The sequence below is a fragment of the Varunaivibrio sulfuroxidans genome (assembly GCF_029318635.1).
In the GTDB taxonomy this organism is placed as follows: domain Bacteria; phylum Pseudomonadota; class Alphaproteobacteria; order Rhodospirillales; family Magnetovibrionaceae; genus Varunaivibrio; species Varunaivibrio sulfuroxidans.
In genome coordinates this window covers 2,267,108-2,293,004 of sequence record NZ_CP119676.1, presented here as the reverse complement: position 1 = coordinate 2,293,004, position 25,897 = coordinate 2,267,108, and the positions used below count along the sequence as shown (strand labels likewise).

At 63.3% G+C, this 25,897-nt stretch carries 24 protein-coding genes; 10 read left to right on the top strand and 14 right to left on the bottom strand.

The annotated features are described in order from the left end of the window. Positions 1–128: 128 nt before the first annotated feature. Positions 129–1,454, bottom strand: a complete 1,326-nt coding sequence (gene purD, locus P3M64_RS10815; RefSeq protein WP_132939941.1) for a phosphoribosylamine--glycine ligase — start codon at positions 1,452–1,454, stop codon at positions 129–131. A 181-nt stretch (positions 1,455–1,635) separates the two neighbouring features. On the opposite strand from purD, the gene xseA reads away from it, so the two are divergent. Together xseA and P3M64_RS10805 are read left to right on the top strand one after the other, a co-directional pair. Beyond that, positions 1,636–3,075, top strand: a complete 1,440-nt coding sequence (gene xseA, locus P3M64_RS10810) for an exodeoxyribonuclease VII large subunit (RefSeq protein WP_132939940.1) — start codon at positions 1,636–1,638, stop codon at positions 3,073–3,075. After that, positions 3,072–3,938, top strand: a complete 867-nt coding sequence (locus P3M64_RS10805; RefSeq protein WP_132939939.1) for a M23 family metallopeptidase — start codon at positions 3,072–3,074, stop codon at positions 3,936–3,938. Before xseA ends, P3M64_RS10805 begins: the two co-directional genes overlap by 4 nt. Positions 3,939–3,965: 27 nt before the next feature. Here the strand turns inward: P3M64_RS10805 and P3M64_RS10800 are convergent, their stop codons facing one another. From P3M64_RS10800 to P3M64_RS10775, 6 genes are all read right to left on the bottom strand, one after another. Next, positions 3,966–4,886, bottom strand: coding sequence for a lysophospholipid acyltransferase family protein (locus tag P3M64_RS10800; RefSeq protein ID WP_132939938.1), 921 nt, complete (start codon positions 4,884–4,886; stop codon positions 3,966–3,968). Beyond that, a complete protein-coding gene (lpxK, locus tag P3M64_RS10795; protein WP_132939997.1) occupies positions 4,886–5,887 on the bottom strand; it encodes a tetraacyldisaccharide 4'-kinase in 1,002 nt (333 codons plus the stop codon). The genes P3M64_RS10800 and lpxK overlap by 1 nt, the downstream gene beginning before the upstream one ends. Continuing rightward, the gene (locus P3M64_RS10790; protein WP_132939937.1) at positions 5,887–7,170 is read right to left on the bottom strand and encodes a 3-deoxy-D-manno-octulosonic acid transferase; all 1,284 of its coding nucleotides are present in this window, start codon (positions 7,168–7,170) and stop codon (positions 5,887–5,889) included. Before P3M64_RS10790 ends, lpxK begins: the two co-directional genes overlap by 1 nt. Further along, the gene (locus P3M64_RS10785; protein WP_243644852.1) at positions 7,167–7,916 is read right to left on the bottom strand and encodes a lysophospholipid acyltransferase family protein; all 750 of its coding nucleotides are present in this window, start codon (positions 7,914–7,916) and stop codon (positions 7,167–7,169) included. The genes P3M64_RS10790 and P3M64_RS10785 overlap by 4 nt, the downstream gene beginning before the upstream one ends. Before the next feature lie 39 nt (positions 7,917–7,955). Then, positions 7,956–9,299 (bottom strand): TldD/PmbA family protein, encoded by a 1,344-nt coding sequence (locus P3M64_RS10780; RefSeq protein WP_132939936.1) that lies wholly within the window; start codon positions 9,297–9,299, stop codon positions 7,956–7,958. 101 nt (positions 9,300–9,400) lie between these two features. Then, positions 9,401–9,835, bottom strand: coding sequence for a nucleoside deaminase (locus P3M64_RS10775; RefSeq protein ID WP_132939935.1), 435 nt, complete (start codon positions 9,833–9,835; stop codon positions 9,401–9,403). 109 nt (positions 9,836–9,944) lie between these two features. Here P3M64_RS10775 and P3M64_RS10770 point away from each other — a divergent pair, with 109 nt between their 5' ends. From P3M64_RS10770 to P3M64_RS10740, 7 genes are all read left to right on the top strand, one after another. Beyond that, the gene (locus tag P3M64_RS10770; protein WP_132939934.1) at positions 9,945–10,736 is read left to right on the top strand and encodes a gamma-glutamyl-gamma-aminobutyrate hydrolase family protein; all 792 of its coding nucleotides are present in this window, start codon (positions 9,945–9,947) and stop codon (positions 10,734–10,736) included. Beyond that, positions 10,733–11,926 (top strand): pseudouridine synthase, encoded by a 1,194-nt coding sequence (locus tag P3M64_RS10765; protein ID WP_132939933.1) that lies wholly within the window; start codon positions 10,733–10,735, stop codon positions 11,924–11,926. The genes P3M64_RS10770 and P3M64_RS10765 overlap by 4 nt, the downstream gene beginning before the upstream one ends. Further along, positions 11,923–12,495, top strand: a complete 573-nt coding sequence (gene rsmD / locus P3M64_RS10760) for a 16S rRNA (guanine(966)-N(2))-methyltransferase RsmD (RefSeq protein WP_132939932.1) — start codon at positions 11,923–11,925, stop codon at positions 12,493–12,495. The genes P3M64_RS10765 and rsmD overlap by 4 nt, the downstream gene beginning before the upstream one ends. 177 nt (positions 12,496–12,672) lie before the next feature. Next, positions 12,673–13,074, top strand: coding sequence for a DsrE/DsrF/DrsH-like family protein (locus P3M64_RS10755; protein WP_132939931.1), 402 nt, complete (start codon positions 12,673–12,675; stop codon positions 13,072–13,074). Between the two features lie 35 nt (positions 13,075–13,109). Further along, on the top strand, positions 13,110–13,343 hold the full coding sequence (locus P3M64_RS10750) for a sulfurtransferase TusA family protein (protein ID WP_132939930.1): 234 nt from the start codon (positions 13,110–13,112) through the stop codon (positions 13,341–13,343). Positions 13,344–13,431: 88 nt separating this feature from the next. After that, positions 13,432–14,571, top strand: a complete 1,140-nt coding sequence (locus tag P3M64_RS10745) for an NAD(P)/FAD-dependent oxidoreductase (protein WP_132939929.1) — start codon at positions 13,432–13,434, stop codon at positions 14,569–14,571. Between the two features lie 12 nt (positions 14,572–14,583). Continuing rightward, positions 14,584–15,117, top strand: a complete 534-nt coding sequence (locus P3M64_RS10740; protein ID WP_132939928.1) for a DUF1641 domain-containing protein — start codon at positions 14,584–14,586, stop codon at positions 15,115–15,117. 141 nt (positions 15,118–15,258) lie between these two features. On the opposite strand, the gene mutL is transcribed toward P3M64_RS10740, so the two are convergent. The 4 genes from mutL to P3M64_RS10720 all read right to left on the bottom strand — a co-directional run bounded on the left by mutL (position 15,259) and on the right by P3M64_RS10720 (position 21,274). Next, positions 15,259–17,124, bottom strand: coding sequence for a DNA mismatch repair endonuclease MutL (gene mutL / locus P3M64_RS10735; RefSeq protein ID WP_243644849.1), 1,866 nt, complete (start codon positions 17,122–17,124; stop codon positions 15,259–15,261). Further along, positions 17,121–18,422 carry a glucose-6-phosphate isomerase gene (locus P3M64_RS10730; protein WP_132939927.1) on the bottom strand — a complete coding sequence of 434 codons (1,302 nt, stop codon included), beginning with the start codon at positions 18,420–18,422 and terminating at the stop codon, positions 17,121–17,123. The genes mutL and P3M64_RS10730 overlap by 4 nt, the downstream gene beginning before the upstream one ends. 81 nt (positions 18,423–18,503) lie before the next feature. Continuing rightward, positions 18,504–19,838 (bottom strand): M16 family metallopeptidase, encoded by a 1,335-nt coding sequence (locus P3M64_RS10725; protein ID WP_132939926.1) that lies wholly within the window; start codon positions 19,836–19,838, stop codon positions 18,504–18,506. 5 nt (positions 19,839–19,843) lie between these two features. Beyond that, positions 19,844–21,274 carry a M16 family metallopeptidase gene (locus P3M64_RS10720; protein WP_243644847.1) on the bottom strand — a complete coding sequence of 477 codons (1,431 nt, stop codon included), beginning with the start codon at positions 21,272–21,274 and terminating at the stop codon, positions 19,844–19,846. A 228-nt stretch (positions 21,275–21,502) separates the two neighbouring features. Between P3M64_RS10720 and P3M64_RS10715 the strand changes: the two genes are divergently transcribed. Then, positions 21,503–21,721 carry a hypothetical protein gene (locus P3M64_RS10715; protein WP_132939924.1) on the top strand — a complete coding sequence of 73 codons (219 nt, stop codon included), beginning with the start codon at positions 21,503–21,505 and terminating at the stop codon, positions 21,719–21,721. An 86-nt stretch (positions 21,722–21,807) separates the two neighbouring features. Here the strand turns inward: P3M64_RS10715 and P3M64_RS10710 are convergent, their stop codons facing one another. From P3M64_RS10710 to ileS, 3 genes are all read right to left on the bottom strand, one after another. Further along, positions 21,808–22,380, bottom strand: a complete 573-nt coding sequence (locus P3M64_RS10710) for a DUF3035 domain-containing protein (protein ID WP_132939923.1) — start codon at positions 22,378–22,380, stop codon at positions 21,808–21,810. An 87-nt stretch (positions 22,381–22,467) separates the two neighbouring features. Beyond that, complete coding sequence (gene lspA / locus P3M64_RS10705) at positions 22,468–22,995, bottom strand: signal peptidase II (RefSeq protein WP_243644845.1); 528 nt, start codon at positions 22,993–22,995, stop codon at positions 22,468–22,470. A gap of 52 nt (positions 22,996–23,047) precedes the next feature. After that, positions 23,048–25,888, bottom strand: coding sequence for an isoleucine--tRNA ligase (gene ileS, locus P3M64_RS10700; RefSeq protein ID WP_132939922.1), 2,841 nt, complete (start codon positions 25,886–25,888; stop codon positions 23,048–23,050). Positions 25,889–25,897 lie beyond the last annotated feature (9 nt).

Sequence of the window (25,897 nt, the reverse complement as noted above, 5' to 3'; positions counted from 1 at the left end):
GTTTTCGACCCGCCTCAATTTTTGAGAATCAGCCCTCGTGATGGCCGCTGGTGATCGCGTGCAGGTGCGCGACGAGACCGCGAAAGGCGGCGACTTCCGGTTTGGTACGGGTTTGATCGTCCATCGCGTCAACTTTGCTTGACCGTCGTCTTGGCCGCCGACTTGGTTTTTCTTACATTGGCTTCGCGCGCGATCGCCCGCCAACCGATGTCGCGACGGCAAAAACCTTCGGGCCAATCGATGCTGTCCACCGCTTCATAGGCGCGGACTTGCGCCTCCTTGACCGTTTTGCCCAGCGCCGTGACGCCCAGCACGCGCCCGCCGTTGACCAGGACCCGATCCCCGTCGAGCTTCGTTCCGGCATGGAAAACGACCACGCCCGGATGATGGGCGGCGGCTTTCAGGTCTTTAATCTCGCCGCCTTTTTCATAGCGCCCGGGATACCCCTTGGTGGCCATCACAACGACCAGCGCGCTTTCCTCGCGCCAACGCAAAAGCACCTTGTCCAAGGTCCCCTTGGCGCAGGCCTCCAACATGTCGAGGGCGTCGCTGTGCAACCGCGCCATCAAAACCTGGCATTCGGGATCGCCGAAACGAACGTTGAATTCCAATAATTTCGGGCCGTCCTCGGTGATCATGATCCCGGCGAACAGCACCCCCTTAAAGGGGTGTCCCTCCTTGGCCATGCCTTGAACGGCAGGGGTGATGATGGTGTCCATGATGCGCTGCTGCATCGCGGCGTCCACCACCGGCGCAGGAGAATAGGCCCCCATGCCCCCGGTATTGGGACCGGTGTCGCCATCGAACGCGGCTTTGTGATCCTGCGCCGAGGCCAGAGGGACGGCATGCACGCCATCGACCAGGGCGAAGAAGCTGGCCTCCTCGCCTTCGAGAAATTCTTCGATCAAGACGGTATCCCCGGCGGCCCCGAAGACCCGTTCGGTCATCATGTGGTCGATGGCGGCATAAGCCTCGTTGACGTTGTGACACAAGATCACGCCCTTGCCCGCGGCCAGGCCGTCGGTCTTGATCACGATCGGCGCGCCGTGGCGCATGATGTATTCCTTGGCCTCGTCCGGTTCGTCGAAACGGTCGTAGCGCGCCGTGGGGATTTCGTATTTGGAGAGGAAATCCTTCATGAACGCCTTCGAGCCTTCGAGGCGCGCGGCGGCGGCGCTGGGGCCGAACGCGGCGATGCCCAACGCCTCCAGGCGGTCGGCAAGACCGAGGACCAACGGGTCCTCGGGGCCGATCACCACCAGATCTATTTTGTGGCTGCGCGCAAACGACACCAGCGCGTCGATGTCGTCGGCGGCGATATCGACGCATTCGCCGACATCGGCGATCCCCGCGTTACCCGGCGCGCAATACAGCTTGGCGCAGCGCGGAGAACGCGTGATCGCCCAACACAGCGCATGTTCACGTCCACCCGATCCGACCACCAAAATATTCATTGCGTTCCCGTCCTTGAGTTTTTCCTGCGCCGCGCGGCGCGATAACATCGCGCACCATACCGCCGCACACCCCTTAAAGAAACCCGAGTAAAGAAATTCAAGGCTCACTTCAAGTTTGTTCTCCGCGCGTATCCTCTTCAAGGTATCATACATACACAATGCCCGGAGTGAATACCAAAGCATGAATGACATCGATCACAATCTTCCCGTCCTCTCGGTCGGCGAAATTTCCCAAGATCTGAAACGCACCGTCGAGGCGGCGTTTTCCCGGGTTCGGGTGCGCGGCGAAATTTCCGGTTTCAAGCGCGCCCCTTCGGGGCACCTGTACATGGCGCTGAAGGACGAAGACGCGGTAATCGACGCGGTCTGCTGGCGCGCCACGGTGGGGCGACTTTCGCTCGGCCCGGAGGACGGCATGGAGGTCATCGCCACCGGCCGCCTGACGACCTATCCCGGACGTTCGAAGTATCAAATCGTGATCGAGGCCATGGAACTGGCCGGCGAGGGCGCACTGCTCAAAATGCTTGAGGCGCGCAAGAAAAAACTCGCCGCCGAGGGGCTGTTCGACGCCGACGCCAAACGCCCCATCCCCTTCATTCCCGAGGTCATCGGGGTCGTCACCTCGCCGACCGGGGCGGTGATCCGCGACATTTTGCACCGCCTCGCCGACCGTTTTCCCCGGCGGGTCCTGGTGTGGCCCGTCCAGGTCCAGGGCGAGGCCGCCGCCGCCCAGATCGCCGCCGCCATCGACGGCTTTAGCGCCATCGACGCGGGCGGTCCAGTGCCTCGCCCCGATGTCTTGATCGTGGCGCGGGGCGGTGGATCGCTCGAAGACCTGTGGCCCTTCAACGAGGAAATCGTGGTCCGCGCCGCGGCGAACAGCACGATCCCCCTCATTTCCGCCGTCGGTCACGAAACCGACACCACCTTAATCGACCATGCCGCCGACCGGCGCGCGCCAACGCCAAGCGCGGCGGCGGAAATGGCGGTGCCGGTGCGCGCCGACCTGATCGCTCAGGTGATGGATGATGGCGGACGATTGGCCATGGCGCTTGGACGCGGTCTCAAGGAGCGCCGCCTGCGTCTGAAGGCCGTCGCCCACGGCCTGCCGAAACTGGATATAATCGCCGAGAACGCCCGCCAGCGCCTCGACGATTGGAGCGAACGATTGGCGCGCGCCTTGGGCGGTGGCGCGGCGCGGCGACGGGCGCGCCTGGACGGCCTCGCCGCCCGATTGCGCCCACCGCGCCACCAGATTGGATGGGGACGCGAACGATTGGCGCGCTTCGCCGCGGCGCTGCAAACGGCGATCGGCCACGCCGGCGAAGCTCGGCGACGGCAACTGACCCATGCCGCGCGCCTGCTCGAAAGCTATTCCTATCGCAATGTGCTCGGCCGCGGCTTCGCCCTGGTGCGCGGTCCCGAGGACACGCCCGTTTTCGCCGCCAAGGGCGTTGCCCCGGGCACCCCGCTCACGTTGGAATTTCACGACGGAAAGATCGGCGCGATCGCAGCCAAATCCATCCCGACCCCGGGCGGCGACGGGGCGGCGAAAAGGGCGAAAAGAAAGAAAAAAACCACCCCGGACCAAGCCCTCCCCCGTCAAGGAAACCTACTGTGAGCCCATACCGTTCTACATTCTCTCGGCATGTACGCCTTCACGCCGCCTTCCTTACCGCGCTCGGCATTTTGGTGGCGTCGCCCCTTCAAGCGGCCCGTCCCGACGTGCGCCTGAAGGGGACTTTCTCGCAGGGCGGCATGGTGATCGGCCATGCTCCGCCGGGAACCGCGGTGACGCTGGATGGGCGAACGCTTCTGGTCTCGCCGGGAGGAGACTTCGTCTTCGGTTTCGGACGCGACGCCAAGCCCACCGCCCATCTCGAACTGACGCTCGGGGACGGCGTCCGAGAAAGTCGCACCCTGAGGGTCGCCTCCCGGAAATATCGAATCCAACGCATCGACGGGCTGGCCAAACGCAAGGTCACGCCCAATCCCAAGGACATCGCCCATATCAAGGCCGACAACGCCAAAATCAAGAAAGTACGCACCCTGAACACCCCCGTCCCGTACTTTCTCCAGGGTTTTTCCTGGCCCGTGACGGGGCCGATCTCGGGGGTGTTCGGGTCGCAGCGGGTGCTCAACGGCATTCCCAAGAACCCCCATAACGGAGTCGATATCGCCGCCCCGCGCGGTTCGGTCATCACCGCGCCCGCCCCGGGGGTTGTCCGTCTCGCGGTCCCCAACATGTTTTACACCGGCAAGACGCTGATGATCGACCATGGCTTCGCGATTACTTCGGTCTATGCCCACATGGACAAAATTCTGGTTCATGACGGCGAAAAAGTCCGGCGCGGCCAGCCGATCGGCGTCGTCGGTCAAAGCGGGCGGGCGACGGGGCCGCACCTGCATTGGGGCGTGACGTGGTTTTCCACCCATCTCGACCCCCAGCTTCTGGCGGGACCGATGCCCAAAAAGGGCAAATAGCGCACCCACCGCATACCTTGACCCCCGTCAATCACCCCAGCGCTTGTGCACCCATAACCATTGCGCCGGGTGCTCACGCACCCAACCCTCGATGATGGCGTTGATGCGGGTCATCCCCGCCAGGACGTCGGCGCGCCGATCGGCGCTGCGCCGTAGTGTGATCGGCGGGTGCAAAATGGCGCGAAAGCGCGGCCCGCCGGTGCGCACAATCTGCACCGGGACGATCGGGCAGTCGAACTTAAGGGCGAACTGCGCCAATGCCGGGGCGGTCATCGCGTCGCGCCCGAAAAAGGGCACGGCGATGCCGTCGTTCATTTTCTGGTCGGCGACGATCGCCACGATTTCACCCCGCTTCAACTTTTCCAAAGCCCAGCGCGCACCCTTCGCGCCCTTGGGGATCAAGCTGCCCGCGCCGACCTGCCGGGACAGATAAAAATCCAGCATCAGCGGATTGCTCGGCGGGCGATAAATGCTATGCACGGTGATCCCGTGGCCGGACGCCACCAGCGGACCCAATTCCCAGTTCGCCTGGTGCGCGGTGACGATCAGGCCCGGCCCCTTACGGGCGGCGAGGGCGCGGAGATTTTCGATGCCGACGATTTCGACCGGGCCGTTTTCGGCGGTGACGTCGAGGCGGGAAAGGCGCGGGTATTCGAAAATGGTCCGCCCGAGATTGTCCCACATTTCGCGAATCAGGGCGTTGATTTGCGCTTCGGATTTTTCTGGAAACGCCCGCGCCAGATTATGCCGGGCATGGCGGGTGACGCCGACGCGCGGGCCAATCCGACGGCCAAGAAAGCCGCCGATGGCCGAGGCCGTGGAGAAGGGTAAAAGACCGACGACGGCGAAAAAAATATGAGCGAAAAAGGCCTCGACCCGGTCGCCGAGCGTCGCCGCACGCTCATAGCCGAGGCGCTGCCTTTGTCGCTCGTTTGGATCAATTTTCATCACCGCGCACACCGCATTTCGTCGAGCACATCATCCAGAAACCGCTCCAAGGCCGCGGGGGCTTCCCAGATCAAGTGTATATCGAGAACCCGGACTCTGTCGCGCCAATGCCGAGGGAGGCGCACCGCGTCCTTGGCCGTGGTCACCAAGATCGCGCTCTTCGCCCGCGCCGCCCGCGATAACGCCTCAAGATCATTTTCGCCATAAACATGATGATCTGGAAAGTCCCGTCCCCCCTGGAGAATCGCGCCGACATCGCGCACCGTGGCATAGAATTTAGCCGGGCGGGCGATTCCGGCGAAGGCGAAAACGGCCTTGCCGCGGAGGTCCTCACCGCCCGGCGACGGCGCGATCCGCGCCCGCAGCACCGGCGGCGCGCCATCGAGCGCATCCAACACGCGCTCGGAGCCGGTGGTATCGACCCCGATCAGAACGGCGGCGCGGGCGCGGGCCATGCCGTCCTCGATCGGTTCGCGCAGGGGCCCGGCGGGGATCACCCGCCCGTTACCGAAACCGAACCCACCGTCGATCACCACCAAGGCGGCATCCTTATACAGGGACGGGTTCTGAAACCCGTCGTCCATCACGATCAACTCGGCCCCCGCCTCGACCGCCCGTCGCGCTCCGCGCACCCGGTCGGGCGAAACCCACGTCGGGGCATGGCGGGCCAACAACAGCGGTTCGTCACCGACGTCGCGCGCCCCATGGCGCGCCGGATCGACGCGCACGCATCCCAAATGCGCGCCGCCATATCCCCGGCTGAGAAAATGCACGGCGATCCCTCGGGCGCGCAGCCGTTCGGCGATATCGATCGCCACCGGCGTCTTGCCCGCCCCGCCGGCGACCAAATTACCAATACACAAAACCGGGACAGGAATTTTACGCGAAGCGGTGAACACGGCGCGCAATCGCCCCGCAAGGGCGTACACCCCCGCCACCGGCAGCAGCGCCGCACTGGCAAGCCCGCCCCGCCCGGCTTGCCAAAATTTCGGGGCGCGTATCATGAGCCGCTTCCCTTTACCTCTAAGAACGGCGTTAGGGCTTCGAAGACCCGGTCGAGAACCTGTTCGTGTTCCTTCGCGATGGTCTGTGCGGCATCCCCCATCGCACACCGCGCCCGAACGTCCGCGAACAGAACGTCGAGCGCGCGCTCCAGATCCGCCGCGTCCCTAATGCGCCGCGCCGCGCCTCGGGCGAGGAGATCGGCGGCGATATCGGCGAAATTCTCCATCGCCGGGCCAAACACGATCGCGCAGCCGAACCGCGCCGCTTCGATCGGATTTTGCCCACCTCGCGCCATCAGAGATTTGCCGATGAATGCGATCGGCGCAAGACGATAGAACAGGCCCAACTCCCCGATCGTGTCGGCGAGATATATATCGCACGCGGCGGTCACGGCATCCCCTTGACTGCGCCGGGCGACGCGAAGCCCCATCGCGCGAAGGTCGCGGGCGATTTGATCGCCTCGTTCGGGATGACGCGGGGCGATCACGGTTAATAACTTGGGGTGGCGGTCCTTAAGCACCGCGTGGATGCGCGCCAAGGCGGCCTCCTCGCCGGGATGGGTGCTCGCGCCTAACCATAACGGTCGTCCCGCCAGACGCGCGGCGAGATCGTCGTAGTCCGCGGCGCTCACCGGCAGGGGCGGGGCGGCGTATTTCAGATTGCCGACGCAGCGGCTGTCCTGCGCCCCCAGGGCGGCGAGACGTTCGGCGTCCCCCACGCTTTGCCCCAGGCATAGGGAGAAAGCCCCCAGAAGACGCCCGATCCCGCGGCGCGCCAAAAAAACGTTCCAACGCCGGTACGAACGCGCCGAAACGCGCCCATTGATCAACACCTGAGGGATTGCGCGGCGCGCCGTTTCGCCCAACAGGTTGGGCCAAAATTCCGATTCCACCCAGATCGCCAGATCGGGTCGCCAATGATCGACGAAGCGATGCACATAATCGGGATGATCGACCGGCAGGTACTGATGAAATGCCCCTTCGGGCAAGCGTTCGGCCATGACCTTGGCCGAGGTCACGGTGCCGGTGGTCATCAAAACTTGCCCGCCGCCGGGGGCGTTCAAGATGCGTGCGACCAAGGGCAACGCCGACACCGCCTCGCCGACGCTGGCCCCGTGAACCCAAACCAAGCGGCCTTCAGGGCGGGGCCGCCCGGCGATCCCCAGGCGTTCGGCGAAACGCGCCGGATCTTCCTTGCCGCGCGCCAGACGGCGCCTTAGATAGACCCGCAGCAGGGGCGCGCCCATCCTCATCGCGGCGCGATAAAGCCCGAGGATCATGACCGTCCCTCCTCGTTGCGCGGATCATCCTCTGGAAGAATAGGGGCTGGAAGAATGGGGGCATGACCACATAGGCGATCGGCCTCGGCGGTTAACGCGTTCAGGCTTTCTTCCAACTTTAAACGCAGTCGTTCACGCCGGTCCCGGTCCGCGTCCGCGGGCACGACGATCGGATCGCCCCACATAAACACCCCTCGGGTAAACGGCAAAGCGATGATAAAGCGATCCCACGAAGCCACCACTTTACGCCGGCGCACCGCGTAGGCGGCGGGCAGGATCGGCGCGCCCGACAAGCGTGCGGCATCGATAATTCCCATCGCCGCGCGCATCCGTGGACCGCGCGGGCCGTCCGGCGTAATGCCGATATACGCACCGCGCTTCAAGGTGCGCACCATTTCGCGCAAAGCGCCCGCGCCGCCCTTGCCCGAGGAACCCGCGATCGCGCCGACCCCGAGATGGGCCACCGTGCGGGCGATGATCCGTCCGTCGCGATGGCGCGAAATCAGCATGGATATCGGTTTGGGCGACCGCCAGATATGGTGCATCAATAAAATGCGCTGATGCCAAAACGCGACGATGAAGGGCGCGCCGTCGTCCCAAAAGGATTGCGCGACGTCATCGCCCAAGCGCCGCCAACGGGTGGTGGCGCAGACAAAACGGATATATTGCGCGCCCAGCCAGCACAGAACGCCGCGAACCGTCTCGCGGGAGCCGATGGCCTTTATCAAACGGCGTCCAATTTTCACGCTTTATCCCTCGCCGCACCTTTCTTCGAAAAGCGCGCGTTACATCCCGGCGACGGTCATGGCGTCGATCCTGAGCGTCGGGCAATCGCTGCCGTAACGAAACTCCAAATCGTCGGCGGGCGTCGCCTGCATGAACATGTCTTTCAGGTTTCCGGCGATGGTGATCTCGCCGACCGGATAGGCGATGACGCCGTTTTCGATCCAGAACCCGCCCGCGCCCCGCGAATAATCGCCGGTGATGGCGTTGACCCCGAACCCGATCAGTTCGGTGACGTAAAGCCCGCTTGTGATCTCGCCGATCAGTTCGGCGGGGCTTTGCGAACCGGCCGCCATGTACAGGTTGTGCGATGACGGCGACGGCGGCGAGGACACACCGCGCGAAGCATGCCCGGTCGAGGCCAACCCCAACTGACGGGCCGAGCGCAGATCCAACAACCAACTCGTCAGACGGCCGTCGTCGATCAGCGCGCGCCGGGATGTGGCGACCCCCTCGTCGTCGAACGCCGCCGAACGCAGGCCCCGTCTGCGGTGCGGATCGTCAATAATTTGAACGCCTTTGGCAAACACGGGCGCATCCATTTTATCCTTCAAAAAGGATGTTCCGCGCGCCACGGCGGCGCCGTTGATCGCCCCCGAGAAATGACCCAGGATCGTGCGCGACACCCGAGGATCGAAAATCACCGGGAAGGTTCCCGACTTAACCTTGCGCGGGTTCAGTCGCCTGACCGCTTTCTCGCCCGCGCCGCGGCCGATTTCCGTCGGAGATTTCAGGTCCTCGGCATGCACCGCGGTGGTGTAATCGTAGTCGCGCTCCATGGCGGTGCCCTCACCGGCGAGCACCGAGACGCTGAGGCTGAACGACGAACGTTCGTAGGCCCGCGCGAAGCCGTTGGAGGCGGCGACGGCGATCGCGCTTTTGCCCCATCCCGCCTCGGCGCCTTCGGAATTGCTCACCCCCTTGACAGCGCGCGCGGCGTCCTCGGCCTCGCCCGTCCAGCGCAACAACAAATCGCTGTCCGGTTCGATGGCGTCGCACATGTCGAAATCGGGGAAATTCGTCGCCAACTGGGCCGGGTCGGCGATCCCGCCGAAGGGATCGGCGGGGGCGGAGCGGGCCATCGCGACGGCGCGCTCGACCAACGCGTCCAGGGCCCTGGGCGCGGTGTCCGAGGTCGAAACAATGGCCTGGCTTTTACCGACGAAAACCCGAAGCCCCATGTCCGAGCCCTCGGCGCGGCTGAGATTTTCCAGCGCGCCCAGACGTCGGGCGAGGGAAAGCGACACGCCTTCGGCGAAAATCGCATCCGCCGCATCGGCGCCGCGCGCCCGCGCCTTATCGATAACGTCTTGGATCAGTTCGAGCTTATTGGTCATGTCCGCCATGAGGCCCCCGTTGATTGGGTCAATGTTCGTATGGGTCGGTGTTTCTTTTAAGCGATGGCGCGACCCCGGACAAGGAGAACCCGCCTGCCGGGAACTCTTCCTCAGCGGCGCGCCTGAAAAAACCGGCGCAAAAGATCGCCGCCGCGCCGCTCGTCGATGCCGCCATAGACCTCGGGTCGATGGTGGCAGGTCGCCTGGTCGAATATCCGTGCGCCGTGATCGACACCGCCCCCCTTGGGATCATAGGCGGCGAAATAGACCCGTCGGATCCGCGCCAAGGAAATCGCCGCCGCGCACATCGGACACGGCTCCAATGTGACATACAGGTCGCACTGGGGCAGGCGCGGACTGCCGATAAGCGCGCCACCCCGGCGGATCGCCAGAATTTCGGCATGGGCGGTGGGGTCGGACAGTTCCTCGGTGCGGTTGGCGCATGCCGACAACAACCGGTCGTTTCGATAATCGACCAGGACCGCGCCGACGGGAACTTCACCGCGCGCGCCGGCCTTCGCGGCGGCGTCGAAGGCACGATCCATCCAGCAATTTCGCGAAGACATCATCCCCAACAGTGGCCTTTGGCGCCCCAGTGGTCAAGCCCCGACGCCGCGGTTGCCCATTGGCGCGCGCGGCCCTAAAATCACGGTCATGAAAACATCCCTTATCCCACCCGGACCTCCCCTGATCGCCATCACCCTGGACAGCGAAAACGCGGGCGGATATTCGAAATTTCCCTGGTACGCCCTGCGCCAAAATTACGCCGGGGCGATCGCGGCGGCGGGTGGCGTCCCGGTGGCGCTGCCCCACCGGAGCGCGCTTGCCGACGCCTACCTCGAACGGATTGACGCCCTGCTCGTCACCGGCGGCGATTTCGACATTGACCCCGCCATGTACGGCGCGGATCATCGCCACCACAAAGTCACCACCAAGGACGCCCGCACCGGTTTCGAATTGGCGATGCTGAGAGGAGCGTTGGCGCGCGACATGCCCGTGCTTGCGATCTGCGGCGGACAACAACTGCTCCACGTCGCCCTCGGCGGGGCGTTGGTTCAGCACATTCCCGACGAAATTCCCGGCGCGCTGGCCCACGAGCAACCCAATCCCCGCGACCAAGTCGGCCATAACGTGGACATCGTCCCCGGCACCCGGTTGGCGCAGATCATCGGCGCGGGAACGATCGGCGTCAACAGCGCCCACCATCAAGCCGCCCTCTTCAATGACAAGAGCGGCGAACCCAAGGCGCTGCGCGTCAACGCCCGCGCCCCCGACGGCGTGATCGAAGGCGTCGAGGCGGTCGGGCAAACCTTCTGCATCGGCGTGCAGTGGCACCCGGAATTCGAAATCACCCCCGCCGACAGCCGCCTGATCGCGGCTTTTGTTGACGCCGCCGGCAATTACGCCGATACCAAGGCTCGGCCCCCACATTTGGAAAAACCATGACCGCCTCACGCCCCCCCGCGAAGCCCGCCGCCGCCACGCCGGACGATACGCCCCCATCCGGTGTCACGGCGAAGCCCGAAGGCGAGCGGATCGCCAAGGTGCTGGCGCGCGCCGGCGTCTGTTCGCGCCGTGACGGCGAAAAAATGATCGCCGAGGGCCGGGTCAGCGTCGATGGCCGTGTCCTCGACACTCCCGCCGTCAGGGTCCTGCCTTCCAGCGCCATCCTGGTTGACGGCAAGCCCCTGCCCGAGGCCGACGTCACGCGATTGTGGCTCTACCACAAACCGACCGGACTGGTGACCAGCCACAAGGACGAACAGGATCGGCCCACCGTCTTCGACAAACTGAAGAAACGCCTGCCCCGGGTGGTCTCCGTGGGGCGGCTCGACCTCAATTCCGAAGGGCTTTTGCTGCTCACCAACGACGGCGCGCTGGCCCGTTCGTTGGAGCTACCCTCGCGCGGCTGGGTACGGCGCTACCGGGTCCGCGTCCTGGGCACGCCCAATCCCGAAAAAATCGCCGCCCTCGGTGGCGGCGTCACCGTCGAGGGCGTCACCTATGGACCGATCCAGGTCACCATCGACACCCAGACCGGGCGCAACGCCTGGCTGACGGTATCGCTGAGCGAGGGCAAGAACCGCGAAATTCGCAAGGTGATGGAGCACATCGGCCTACAGGTCAACCGCCTGCTCAGGATATCCTTCGGTCCGTTTCACCTGGGCCGGATCGCGCGCGGTGCGTTCGAGGAAGTGCCCCGGCGTCAATTGCACGACGCCCTGGGCGGCGCGATGCGCCCCGACAGCGCCGCGAAAGACAAAGCCGGGCGCACCGGATGGGCAAAACCGAAAGCCAAGAGCGGACCGCGCTATAAACTTAAATTGAAGCCCCCCGCCAAGGATGACGCCGCGCCGGCCTCTTCGGCGGCGCGCCAAGGCGCCGCCGGAACGAAGACCGCCGCCAAGCCCCAACGCCGGGAAGCCGCTAAAAGCGCACTGGGCGCGGACCGCCCCACGGCGCGCAAGACCACCCCCGACGGTAAGACCATGACCAAACCCGGGACCAAACCCGGGACCAAACCCGGGACCAAACCCGGGACCAAACCCGGAACAAAACTCGGATCAAAGGCCGGACCCAGGCCTGGGCCAAAGACTGCCGCCAAGACAAAACCCCGCGGCTCCCGGTCGTCATGAGGATTGTCGGCGGCGTCCACAAGGGCCGGGCGATTGCCCCGCCCAAGGGCTCCGGCACGCGGCCGACCGCCGATCGCGCCCGCGAGGCGATCTTCAATGTCATCGCGCACGGTTTGGGCTTGCCCGCGCCGATCCAAGAGGCCGCCGTGGTCGATGTCTTCGCCGGCACCGGGGCTCTGGGCCTGGAGGCGCTATCGCGCGGCGCGCGCTTCGCCACCTTCATCGAACACGACCGCCAGGCGGCGCGCATCATCGCCGGCAACGTCGCCACCCTGGGCGAGACGGCGCGCAGTTTGACCCTAAGCATGGACGCCCGGCGGATTTTCGCCCCGCCGCGCAAGGCCGCCGCGCCGTGCGCCATCGCTTTTCTCGACCCGCCCTACGGCGCTAATCTGGCCCCGCTTGCGGTGCAAAAACTCCAGACCCACGGCTGGCTCGCCCCCGGGGCGCTGTGCGTCGTCGAGGTCGCCGCCCAGGAAGAGTTCCCCCCACCGCAGGGCTTCACCCTGCTCAAGGACAAGACCTGGGGCGCCGCCCGCGTTCTCTTTCTACAGTGGAATGGGCGTTAATTATCCGCGGCTCTTTTGTTAAAGCATTATTTTTGCATATAATTTTTCCCTAATGTAGACGCCATAATTGCGTCTATCACAGGTCAAAACGGGACAATTTTACAATTTTTTTATGTGGAAATTGTCCCGATCTTCGGCTAGACAATGAATAGTCCAATCTACGATAAGGGGATATTCATGGCGACTTTGCCACTTTACATCTTGCTCTGTTCCGCCGAACGCGAACGCGTTCAAATGGCCGCGATGGTGGCCTCCATCGCCGCCGTGTCGGAACGCCCGGTCCATGTTTTCGTCTCGATGGGGGCGATCGAAGTTTTCGCCAAAGACCGCAAAGGCGCTGCGCGTTACGCCGAACAGGCCCCGTTTTCACAAACCCTGGGCAAAAAACAAGTGCCCGACCCGATCGACCTGTTCGGCCAAGGGAAAATGCTCGGCGAGATCGGCATGCACGCCTGCTCGATGGTGATGGATGTCCTGGGCTGGGACGACGACGCCCTGACAGACGGCCTGTTCGATGGCCAGATGGGCCTAACCAAGTTTCTTTCCGACGCCGAAACCGGGCAACTGATGACCCTGTGAACCCACCAATCACCGCCAACGGAGAAGACGACACCATGAGCGAACGCACGACCATAGACGCCCGCGGGGCCTTCTGCCCCGGTCCCCTGATGGAATTGATCGCCGCCCTGAAACTGGTGAACATCGGCGATGAAATCGAAATTTTATCGACCGACAAGGGCACCGCCAACGACGTCCCCGAATGGGTCGCCAAGGTCGGCCACGAGATGGTCGGCGTGACGCAACGGGACGACGACGCCTGGAGCGTCGTCGTGCGCAAGGCGAAATAAATTCGCCGCGCCGGACGGAATCCGGGGGGACTCCGCACGCTTACACACGGAAAAAACAGCAAAAACACCGCAAATAGGGAGACCAGCAATGTCAAAGAAAATTCTGATTGTCGGCGGCGGGCTCGCCGGCACGATCATCGCCAACGGGCTATGTCGCCAGTTGGGCGCGGAACTGAAAAGCGGCGCGGTGTCGATCGCCATGCTCGGCACGTCCGACCAACACATGTACCAGCCGGGTCTGCTCTATATTCCCTTCGGCAAAATTCGCGAAAAGGAATTGTTCCGCGAGCAACGCAAAGTCCTCGACCGGCGGGTGCCTTATCACATCGACCCGGCGAAACACATCGACGTCGAAAAACGCCAAGTCGCCACCCGTTCGGGCAAGATATACGACTATGATTATCTGGTGATCGCCACCGGGTCGCGCATTATGCCGCAGAACATCCCCGGAATGGCCGAGGGCGCGCACTGGTTTTACGACCTCGACGGCGCGCGCAAGATGCGCGAGGCCCTCGGCGCGTTCGAAGGCGGCAAGATCGTGATCAACGTCAACGCCCCGCACAAGTGCCCGGTGGCGCCGTTAGAAATCACCTTCATGCTGCACGATTATTTCCAGAAAAAGGGCATCGCCGACAAGGTCGAACTGACCTACACCTATCCGATCGGTCGCCTGCACGCGTTGGAGCCGGTCGCCCACTGGTCGAAACCGGAAATGGACCGCCTGGGCATCAAGTACGAAACCTTCTTCAACACCAAGGAGGTCGATCCCGCGGCCCACACCATCACCTCGGAAGAGGGCGTGACGCTGAACTACGACATGCTGGTCACCATCCCGCCCCACAGCGGGGCCGAGGTCATCACCGAATCGAACCTCGGCGCCGGGGGTTGGGTGCCCACCGATAAGAAAAGCCTGCTGCACGAAGGCTCGGACAACGTCTTCATCTGCGGCGACACCACCAATATTCCGATCTCGAAAGCCGGATCGACCGCCCATTTCGAGGCCGACACCATTATCGACAACCTGACCTCGCTGCTTACCGAGGGGCGCATGGCGCGCGATTACGACGGCAAGGTGTTCTGTTTCGTCGAAACCGGGTTGAGCAGCGGGACCTACGTCTGGTTCGACTACGCCACGCCGCCCAACCCGGGCGCGCCGTCGCAGATGATCCATTGGTTCAAACTGGCCTACAACCGGCTCTATTGGTTGTCCGCCAAGGGCCTGTTGTAAGGAGGGGATGACATGACCGACACAGCCACCGCCGCCATAGCGCAGAACGACCCCGACGGCCCGCTGCGCCTGATCCAGGCGGCCCAGGATTCGCTCAGCGACACCATGGTCGAACGCCTCGCCATCACCGGAAGCAACGTCCTTGAGGTGGTCGATAAACTCAACGACGAAGACACCAAGGACGCCGTGATCGCCCTTATCGAAGGGGTCGGCGAAATGCATCGCAGCGGCGCGATGACCACGCTTTTCGACCTTGTCGCCCTGCTCCACGGGGCGCGCGCGGCGATGACCGATTCGATGGTCGAACGCTTGTTCGTCTTCGTCGAACACATGATGACCAACCTCGCCACCGAGGAAATCGCGACCCTCGCCCACAACGCCAAGGAGGCGATGCAGGAAGCCGCCGACGAACTGGCGACGCGGCCCAGCGAGGGCGGCATGCTGGCCACCGTGCGCATGCTGAGCAAGCCGGAAACCCAGCGCGCGCTGACCTTCCTGCTCGGCTTCGCCTGCAAAATGCAGAAAAAATCCGTCGATCCCGCGTAAGCGGTTTTCATAAGCGGTTTTCAATGGGCGCGACGACGAACGCCCGTTCCCCTCAGCCCTCCCGCGCACCCATCATCCGATGGGTGCGTTTTTTTGCGCCGAACTTCGATTGGCTCCAGCCCCGATTGGCGATGGCCCCGATCAGCGCCGGCCGAACAATTTTTCGATATCCGCCAGTTTCAGTTCGACATAGGTCGGGCGGCCATGATTGCACTGCCCGGAATGGGGGGTCGCCTCCATTTCGCGCAAGAGGGCGTTCATTTCCTGCGCGTTCAGGCCGCGTCCGGCGCGCACGCTGCCATGGCACGCCATCGTCGCGCAGACATCGCCGAGGCGGTCCTTCAACGCCAAGGCGTCGTCGGTTTCGGCGAGATCGTCGGCCAAATCGCGCACCAGCTTTTGCACATCGACCGCGCCCAGCAAGGCGGGAGTTTCGCGCACCACCACCGCGCCGTCGCCGAACGGCTCGACGCCCAACCCCAGTTCGTCCAGCTCCCCGGCGCGCGCCAACACGCGCGCCGCGTCGTCCACGCCCAACTCCACCACTTCGGGAATCAGCAGGCCCTGGCGCTTGATCCCGCCCGACGCCAGCGCCTGTTTCATGCGTTCATAGACCAGGCGTTCATGGGCGGCGTGTTGATCGACAATAACGATGCCGTCTTTGGTTTGGGCGACGACGTAGGTTTCGTGCAGTTGGGCGCGGGCGACGCCCAAGGGATACGCACCGGGATATGCCTCCGCCGCGCCCCCTTCCATAGCCTCGTTAGGCGACGCCCCATCGGCGCGCGCGCTGGGCGCACCATCCAGGTTGGGCAACGGGGCGTGAAAGATCGCGGCGCGCTCGGAAAGTTCCCGGCTTTGCGTATTCGGCGAAAAGCTCCCCGCGCGCGAAAAAGTATTTCCGAACACGCCCCCGCCTTCGGCCTGGAACGCGCCGAGGGCGGTCTCGGACACCGAGGTCGCGGCGCGGTGCCCGGCTTCGGCCAGGGCGTGTTTGAGGGCGCTGACGATCAGGCCGCGGACCAGACCGGCGTCGCGAAAACGCACCTCGGTCTTGGCCGGATGGACGTTGACATCGACCATCTCGGGCGGCAGGTCGAGAAATAGGCTCAACAAAGGATAGCGGTCGTGGGCGAGGAAATCGCGGTACGCCCCGCGTACCGCGCCGAACAACAGCTTATCGCGCACCGGGCGGCCGTTGACGACCAGAAATTGGTGCTGCGCGTTGCCCCTGTTGAGGGTCGGCAGCCCGGCGTAGCCGGTCAGGCGCAGCCCCTCGCGCCGGGCGTCGATAGGCAGCGCGTTGGTGGCGAAGTCGCGCCCCATGATCGCGCCCAGGCGTTCGAGCCGGCCCGTCCACGGATCATCACCCACCGGCGGCAGTTTTATCAGCGTGCGCGTCCCATCGGAAAGGGAAAACCCGACTTCGGGATGCGCCATCGCCAAGCGATTAACGATATCTTGGGCGTGGGACAGTTCGGTGCGCGCGGTTTTCAGAAATTTCAGGCGCGCCGGGGTGGCGAAAAAGAGATCGCGCACCTCGACCCGGGTGCCCCGGCCCAACGCCGCCGGTCGCGCCGCGCCCTTGCGCCCGCCGTCCACGCGCAGCGCCCAGGCGGTTTCCCCCGCCGCCGTGCGCGACGTGATGCTCAGGCGGGCCACCGCCCCGATCGAGGGCAGGGCCTCGCCCCTGAACCCCAAGGTGTGGATATCGGTTAGGCTATCGTCGCTCAACTTCGATGTCGCGTGACGTTCCACCGCCAGGCTCATTTCTTCCGCCGTCATTCCTCGTCCGTCGTCGCTAACCGCGATCAGGGTGCGCCCACCATCGCGCAACACCATGTCGATCTGGCGCGCCCCGGCGTCGAGGCTGTTTTCCACCAGTTCCTTGAGCGCGCTGGCCGGACGTTCGACCACTTCGCCGGCGGCGATGCGGTTGATTAAATTTTCCGGCAGCAGACGGATCGCCGCCGCGCCGGTGATCGCAGTGGGCGTATCTCCGATCACGACATCTCCCCCAGGAAGCGACGCGCCAACTGCTTGCCCTCTTCGACCGCGGGTTGGTCGAAAGCGTTGATCCCCAGCATGTGCGCGACCAGGATCGTCTCCAACATGAAATGCATCAACAACGCCCCCAGCGTCGTCTCGTTCAATTGCGCCAATTGGATTAAGCGCGTCGGGCAGCCGTTGCGCGCCAGAGTGACGGCGGTGGCGTGCTGTTCGGCCTCCAACAAATCACCCATCCGCCTGCGGTTGAGGTAGCCCAGCGCGTCTTCCTTGACCAGGGCGGTGGAAATCAGGCGGCCTTCGCCGGCGACGTCCAGCGTCACCAGGGTGAACATTTTATCCTTCGGGCCATCCAGGTACAACTGCATCTGGCTGTGCTGGTCGCGCGTCCCCATGGCGCGCACCGGCGTCGTTCCGGTGCCCTCCTTGCCCAGGCTTTCCGCCCACAATTGTTGAAACCACAGGCCGAAATGGGAAAGCCGATCGACATAAGGCATCAGCACCGAACTGGCGACGTGACGGTTTTCGATAAACCCGACCTTCAGCGCCGCGCCCACGACCGGGGCGGCGGCGTTCATATCCGAAGCGTCCAGGGTCTGGCGCAAGACATCGCCCGCGCCCCGGCGTATCGCCAACGGATCCAGCCCGGCGATCATCGCCGGCAATATGCCGACCACGGAAAGCACGGAAAAACGCCCGCCGATCTCGGGGTCGTGATCGAGAACCGGCAAATTGAGACGATTGGCCAGCGAACGCAGGGGATTGCCTCCCGGCTCGGTGATCACCAGGGCATGTTCCGCCGCGCGGTCGCGCCCACATTGCATCATGAAGCGATCCAGGCAGGAAATAAATTGAGCCACCGTTTCCGCGGTGCCGCCCGATTTGGAAATGACGATAAATCCGGTGCGCTCCAGATCCATCAGGTCGAACAGGCTCTCGAAGGTATAAGGATCGACATTGTCGATAAAGTGGATCTTCGGGCCACCCCGGGTCGGGCCGAAACCGCTGTCGGCGAGGGCGTAAAGGGTCTGTCCGCCCAAGGACGAGCCGCCGGTGCCGAGCACGACGACATCGGAAAACCGCTTGCGGAAAGTTTCGGCGATGGGGCGCAAGCGGTCCAGATCGCCATGCTGTTCGGGCAGGTGCAGCAATGCCAGATCGCGGGCCCGATAGCGCTCGGACAGCCAAACGTGGGCGTCTTTTGCGCGCGTCATCGCGCCTTGGTACTCGTCCGCGCTCAGCCCCCGCTCTCCGATATGCTCGGCGAAACAGTCGCGAATGGTATGGCGGTAGTGCATGGGCGTGACGCTCTTGATTCTGTTGGGGCTCCGAGCGTGGACATTAGCATATTCCGCGCCCGGAAAAAGCCCAACCGATCGTCAGCGTACCTTGATCTTCCCCTTGGGGTCGCCGGCGACGACGAACGTCAGGGCATCCGCCTTCAGCAGGCGCTTGGCGACCCGGTTGACATCGGCCAACGTCACCTTTTGAATATAACCGTTGCGCTTGTCTAGATAATCGATACCCAAATGTTCCAATTGCATCGCCGTGAGGATCGAGGCGACTGCGTCGTTGGACGTGAAGCGCAGCGCGAACGATCCGGTAAGGTAGGTTTTCGCGTCCTTCAGTTCCCCGGCGGTGGCCCCATCGGTCCCCAGACGCCGCCACACGTCGCGCACGACTTTGATGGTTTCACCCGCCTTGGGACTGGCGGTTCCGGCGTTGCCCATGATTAGAGCGGCGTGGTCGAGGGGATACAACCCACTGCTCACCGAGTAGGCGAGGCCGCGCTTTTCGCGAACCTGGGAGAACAACCGCGATGTAAAGCCGCCACCGCCTAAAATATAGTTCATCACATAAGCGCTATAGAAATCGGGATCGCTGCGGCGCACCCCTTGTTCGCCAAAAACGATCGCGCTTTGCGCGACGTTTTTCTTGACCACCACGACGCGACCTTTGCCTTGCGCCCCGACCGTGGGCAGCTTGGTGGGAGCCCCGTGGGCGGGCAGCGCGCCGAAAATCCGATCCAACGCCGGTGCGAGTTCGGCGGGCGTGATATCCCCGGAAACGCCGATCACCAGATTGCCGCGGGTCATATACTTATCGTGAAACGCCTTCAGGTCGGCGATGGTGATCGCACGCACGCTTTTCGCCGTGCCCGCGACCGAGTGGGCGTAGGGATGGCCGCGAAAAACGGTGGCGAAGAATTTCTTCGTCGCCACCGTGTCGGGATCTTCGGACTCGTAGCGCAGTCCGGCCTCGACCTGAGCGCGGATGCGCGCCACCGCCGAACGATCGAAGCGGGGCGCACTCAGCGCCAGGCGGGTCAAGTCGAAGGCCCGATCGCGATGCGCGGTCAGCGTTTTCAGACTGCCCGCGAAGGTGTCGCGCCCGGCGTCGAAACGCAAGCTGGCCGAGATATCCTGGAGCCGACGTTGAAAGGCCTGACTTTTCAGTTTGCCCGCGCCCTCGTCAAGCAGGCCCGAAACCAGATTGGCCACCCCCGCCTTGCCCTTGGGATCGAGCGCCGCCCCGCCCCTGAAGGCGAAATTCATGGCGATGATCGGATTGGTGTGATCCTCCACCAACCAGGCGACGACGCCCTTGGGACTGACGACGCGCTCGACCGTGATCGCGTGGGCGTCGGAAGCGCCGAACCCCATGGACGAAGACAGCCCGATGACGAAAATGGCGGCATAAAAAAAACGTTTCATGGCGATCACGATCCTTTCTTAGGGGTCGGGGCGGGCGTGGCCCCGCCGCTTTGCGGAGGGGGCGGCGACGCCGTTTTCTTCGATTTGTGCGGCGCGCCCATCAGGCGTGAAACAACGACGTTTCGGCGCCCCAGCACCTCACGCGCGCCCCTCATGACCTGGCGGCGCGACACGCCGCGGATGCGGTCGGGCCAGCTTTCCACGTCGTAGACGCTGCGTCCCTGAACCAGGGCGCCGCCCAACGCCATCGCCCCCGCACTCAGGCTGTCGCGAGCGTAAACGGCGTTGGCGAGCAGGGAACGCCGGGCGCGCTCCAGTTCTTCGGGGGAAATGCCGCGCGCAAGCAGGTCATGGACCTCCTCCTTCAGCGCCGCTTCCAGACGGCTCAAGGGAACGCCCGGCTTGGGGCTGGCGTAGAGCACGAAACGCCCCGGTCCCAGGCTTTGCCCGTCATAGTAGGACCCGGCGTCCACCGCGATTCCGCGCTTCACCACCAAATCCCGGTACAGCCGGGAGGTCGGCCCGCCCGAGAGAATCTCGTTCAACACTTCCAATGGAATCACCGCGTCGCGACCGCCAAACGTATAACTGGGCGCGATGTACGTCATCGATAGGTTGGGTTGGCGCACGCGGGGGTCGGCCAGGGTGATCTCTCCCCCCTTGACCTTATGGGTCAGCGCCAGGGATGGCCGCGGCGGCACCTTGGCCGGCGGAATGACACCGTAATATTTCTCCGCCAGGGGTTTCAATTCGGCCATCGTGACATCGCCCTCGATCACGAGAACGGCGTTGTTGGGGGCGTAATGGCGATGGTAAAAGGTCAAAACGTCGGCCCGCGTAAGCTTGGACAGATCCTTTGGATAACCGATCACGGGGTGAGCATAAGGGCTGCCCGCGAACAAGCGTTGCTGGGTCTTTTCACGCAGAACCGCGGCGGGATTGTTGTCAACCCGCATATGACGTTCCTCGAAAACCACCTTGCGCTCGGTGCGCACGTCCTCGGGGGTCAGCGTCAGATGGGTCATCCGGTCGGCTTCCATCTTCATCACCAGGGGAAGGCGGTCCTTGGCCACGGTTTGAAAATAGGCGGTGTAATCGGCGGCGGTGAAAGCATTTTCCTGACCGCCGTTGCGCGCCACGGTCACCGAAAACGCGCCGCCGGGATACGCCTTCGTGCCCTTGAACATTAAGTGTTCAAGCAGGTGCGCGACGCCGGTCTTGCCCTTGGGCTCGTCGATCGCACCGGCCTTGTACCAGACCATTTGACGCACCACCGGCATGCGATGGTTGGGGATCAACACCACCTCCATACCGTTTTTCAAACGAAAAGTCTGTGGATTGAACACCCCGGCCCGCGCCACGCCCACGGCCATCACGATTCCCGCGAAAAGCACCAGAGATATGATCGCGCACCTGCGCGCAACACCCATAAACATGCCAGAATCCTTCATACAACCGGTTGAAAATCCCACTCAGATGCGCCGCAACCGCGGGCGAGGAGAGCGACGCCATGAAGGCGGTCGGATTGTCATAACGGAAAAATAAGGCGCGAACATGACGATATCGCGCCGAAGAAGTGGCGGGGCGATCGCCTCGACCCGGGTGTAGGTTTGATTGAGGTCGTCGATCGCTTGGGGTATCGTGTTCTTGGAGGTCGGATTATAATGTTACCAAGTTCTGCTTTCGTACCCAAGTGGCTCGGCGGTGTGGTCGCCCGTCTGGAAAAAACCGAAGACGGTGGCGTGCGCGTCGTGTCTTGGGATGCCGCCGGGCGCACTTGGTCACCAGAACCCGACGGTTCTCCTATCGACTTGGCCGCCGTCGCCGAGGCCCCCGGCGCTTCGCCCGACCCGGTCTCGCCGCGAATTTCCGTCGTCGGCTGATCCACGACCGCCTGGCGATTAATCTCCGCTTCGCGTCCTAGTCGTCTACCTCCAATGGCATCGAACGCAAAGGTTGAAATAACCCCCTAGTTGAAAATACCTTCGAGGAGGGCCTTGGGTTTTCTTTCGATGGAGGGGGTTTTACCGTCGGTCACCGGCTTGCCCAGCCCCGCGTTCTCGCGCAGTCTTTTTTCTTCCTTGGCGGCATCGACGACGGTTCCGAACGGCTCGGGCTTGCGCCAGAAAATAATTTTTTCGCCCCAGGTGTGATCCTGTTCGGCCAGAGTCGCGCTTTCGTTATTGACTTCCTGACGGATCAGCGGGTCGGCCTTATCGGCGCCGGTTTTTTGCAGAAGGTCGCGCAAGCCGGGGCTAATCGCCGCCTGCGCCATTTCGCCTTGAGGTTTCCCGCCACCCTGAGCGCCGAACAACGCGGCCTTCGCCGCGCCTTCCGGATTGATGCCGTCGGGGCGCGCCTCGCCGGGGCGAGGGGGGCGCAAGCCATAATCGGGCGGCAAAGTCAGGGGCGCACGCGAATAAACCGCGAATTCATCGGGCGGCGTTTTCGACGTCGTCAACGCCGTTCGCGCGCTGCTACACCCGCCGAGAAAAACAGCTCCCAGCAAGGTCAAGGCAACGACTGTTCGATTGTACGCCATGGTTCCAAACGTCTCTCATTAATCACAACTTCAATCACAACTTCGCCCAACGCCCCCCCGGCGGCCCCGCAAAAAGACGGGGCGACCCTACCGCGAGGCGCGCGGACCCCGGCTTCCCTGGGTATCGTTATTTGTAGGCGTTTCTTTGGGTGCAAACAAGGCGTCAAGCACCAAAATAATCGCGCCCAAGGTAATCGCGCTGTCGGCGACGTTAAACGCCGGCCAGTGATAGCCCGCGAAATGCACGTCGAGAAAATCGGCGACCGCCCCGAAACGCACGCGATCAACGGCGTTTCCGATAGCCCCGCCGATCACGAACGCCAGCGCCACCACCAACCGCACGCGTTTCGTACGGCTCATCCATATCGCGAGCACCCCCGAAATTCCAAGCGCCACGCCGGTCAACACCCAGGCCCCCCAATCGACGCCGGAATTAAATAGGCCAAAGCTAATCCCCCTATTCCAGCCCATCACCAGGTTGAAAAAAGGCGTCACCTCGATCACCCGTGGCGGCTGCATGACCCGGGAGACGATCACCCACTTGCTAAGCTGATCCAGCGCCAAGACAAGCGTCGCCAGAACAACGCCGAGAGCCATCCCCAACCGCACGTTCATCGCCGTTCCCCCGTTTTGTTTTTCATTCGCCCCGCGGCTATTATTCTTCCCATTACGCTTTCCGCCGCACCACGTCGGCGCAACGCATGCATAATGTCGGATGCGCATCATCCTGTCCGACCTCGGGGGTGATTTTCCAGCACCGTTCGCATTTTTCCCCATCGGCAGGGGCCGATACAACCCCGACACCGACGACGTCGGGCAGCGTGAACGCGCCCGCGGGCGGGGTCCCCGCGATCAATTCGGCCCCCGAAGTGATCGCGATCACCCCCAAGTCGATGCCGGTCATGGCGCGCACATAGTCCTCGACGGCAAACACCTGGGGATGACTGTGCAGACTGGAGCCGATGCGCTTTTCCGCCCGCTCGATCTCCAACGCGCCGGTCACGACGCGGCGCAGATCGCGCACCTTAGCCCACTTTCGCGCCAACGCCGGGTCGCCCCAGGCTTCGGGGACATCCGGGAAAAGCTGCAAATGGATGCTTTCCTTAACCTCGGGGTGGCGCGCTTTCCATGCCTCCTCGGCGGTAAAGCAGATGAACGGGGCCAACCAAACGGTCAGATGGTTAAAGAGGATATCCAAAACGGTGCGCGCCGCCCGTCGCACGGGGCTGTCCGACCCGTCGCAATACAAAGCGTCCTTGCGGATATCGAAATAAAATGCCGACAGGTCGGTGGCGCAAAAATTATGCAACTCCGTAAACAAACCGTGAAACTGAAAATTTTCGTTGGCTTGGCGCACACCGTCGGAAATTTCCCACAGGCGGTGCAGGACCCAGCGCTCCAATTCCGGCATTTCGGCGGGACCGACGCGCTCGGCGGCGTTAAAACCGCTCAGGTTTCCGAGAAGAAAGCGCAACGTATTGCGCAGCCTACGGTAGATATCGGAATGGCTTTTCAAGATATCGGGGCCGATGCGCAGATCCTCGGTATAGTCCGAACCGACCACCCACAGGCGCAGGATATCGGCGCCGTACCGTTCCTCGACATCCTTGGGCGACAGCGTATTGCCCTCGGACTTGGACATTTTATAGCCCTTCTGGTCGAGCAGGAAGCCGTGGGTCAACACCGCTTCGTAGGGCGCCCGCCCACGGGTGCCGCAGGCTTCCAACAAGGAGCTATGGAACCAGCCGCGATGCTGGTCCGAGCCTTCCAGATAGAGCGACGCCGGCCACTGAAGATCGGGGCGGTCCTCAAGGACGAAAGCGTGGGTCGAGCCCGAATCGAACCAAACGTCGAGAATGTCGGTGACCTGCTCGAAATCGTCGGCCCGGTGCGCGTCCCCCAGAAAGTCCTGGGCGTCGCGGGCGAACCAGGCGTCGCCGCCCTCTTGCTTGAAGATATCGACGATGCGCGCCATCACCGCCGGATCGCGCAATGGTTCGCCGGTTTTCTTGTTGACGAAAACGGTGATCGGCACCCCCCAGGCGCGCTGACGCGAGACGCACCAGTCGGGACGGCTTTCGATCATCGAACGCAGCCGGTTCTTACCTTTGGCGGGGAAAAACTTGGTGTTGTCGATGGCCGTCAGCGCGGTTTGGCGCAGATCGTGTTTTTCCATCGAAATAAACCACTGCGGCGTGTTGCGGAAAATCAGGGGCGCCTTGGAGCGCCACGAGTGAGGATAGCTATGCTCGATTTTTTCGGACGCCAACAGGCCGCCCCGCTCGCTCAGTTTTTCCATCACCGCGCGGTTGGCCGGGAAGCGCGATTTTTTCTTCTTAGGGTCGAATTCCAAAACCGGGATGCCCGCGAAGACCGGCACATGTTCAAGATAACGGCCATCGGGTCCGACCGTGTCGGGCACGGCGATGGCGTTGGCGATACCCAATTCCCAATCGTCCGCGCCGTGACCGGGCGCGATATGGACGAAGCCGGTACCGGTATCGACCTCGACAAAATCCGCTTCCAGAAGAGGCACGTCGAAATCGAAACCGTCGGCGTCCAGAGGATGGGCGCAAGCCGTCCCGGCAAGCTCCGCCCCTTTGAGATGGGCGACGACGTCGTGGCTTTCGATGCCGGACGCCACGCAGACCTGCGCCGCCAGCGCCTGAGCGAGAACCAAACGGTCGCCGGGACGCGCGGCGGCGGTATCGGACACCGCGCCGACCTCGATCACCACATAATCGATATCCGCGCCGAAAGCGATCGCGCGGTTGGCCGGGATCGTCCACGGCGTCGTGGTCCAGATCACCACGGCCGCGCCGTCAAGTTCTCCGCGGGCGGCATTGCGCACGGCGAAGCGCACGAAAATGGCGGGTGAAACGTGATCGTGATACTCGACCTCGGCCTCGGCCAGGGCGGTTTTTTCAACCACCGACCACATCACCGGCTTGGCCCCTTTATACAAGGAACCGTCCATCAAAAACTTGCCCAGTTCACCCGCAATTCGGGCCTCCGCGGCGAAATTCATCGTGGTGTAGGGATTGTCCCAGTCGCCGATGATCCCCAACCGTTTGAATTCCGCGCGTTGAATATCAATCCAGCGCGCGGCGAATTCGCGGCACTCCTTGCGGAATTCAACGATCGGCACCTCGTCTTTGTCCTTGCCCTCGGCGCGGTAACGTTCCTCGATCTTCCATTCGATCGGCAGACCATGACAATCCCAACCGGGTACATAATTGGCGTCCTTGCCCATCATCTGCTGTGAACGGGAGATCACGTCCTTGAGAATTTTGTTCAACGCATGACCAAAATGCAGATGGCCGTTGGCATAGGGCGGGCCGTCGTGAAGGATGAATTTTTCGCGCCCGCGCGCGGCGTCGCGACAACGCGCGTAAAGATCCACCGCCGCCCATTGCGCGAGTAATTCAGGCTCGCGCTTGGGCAGCCCTCCCTTCATCGGGAAGTCCGTCTTGGGCAAAAAAACCGTCGTTTTGTAGTCCACAGTCATGATCCATTT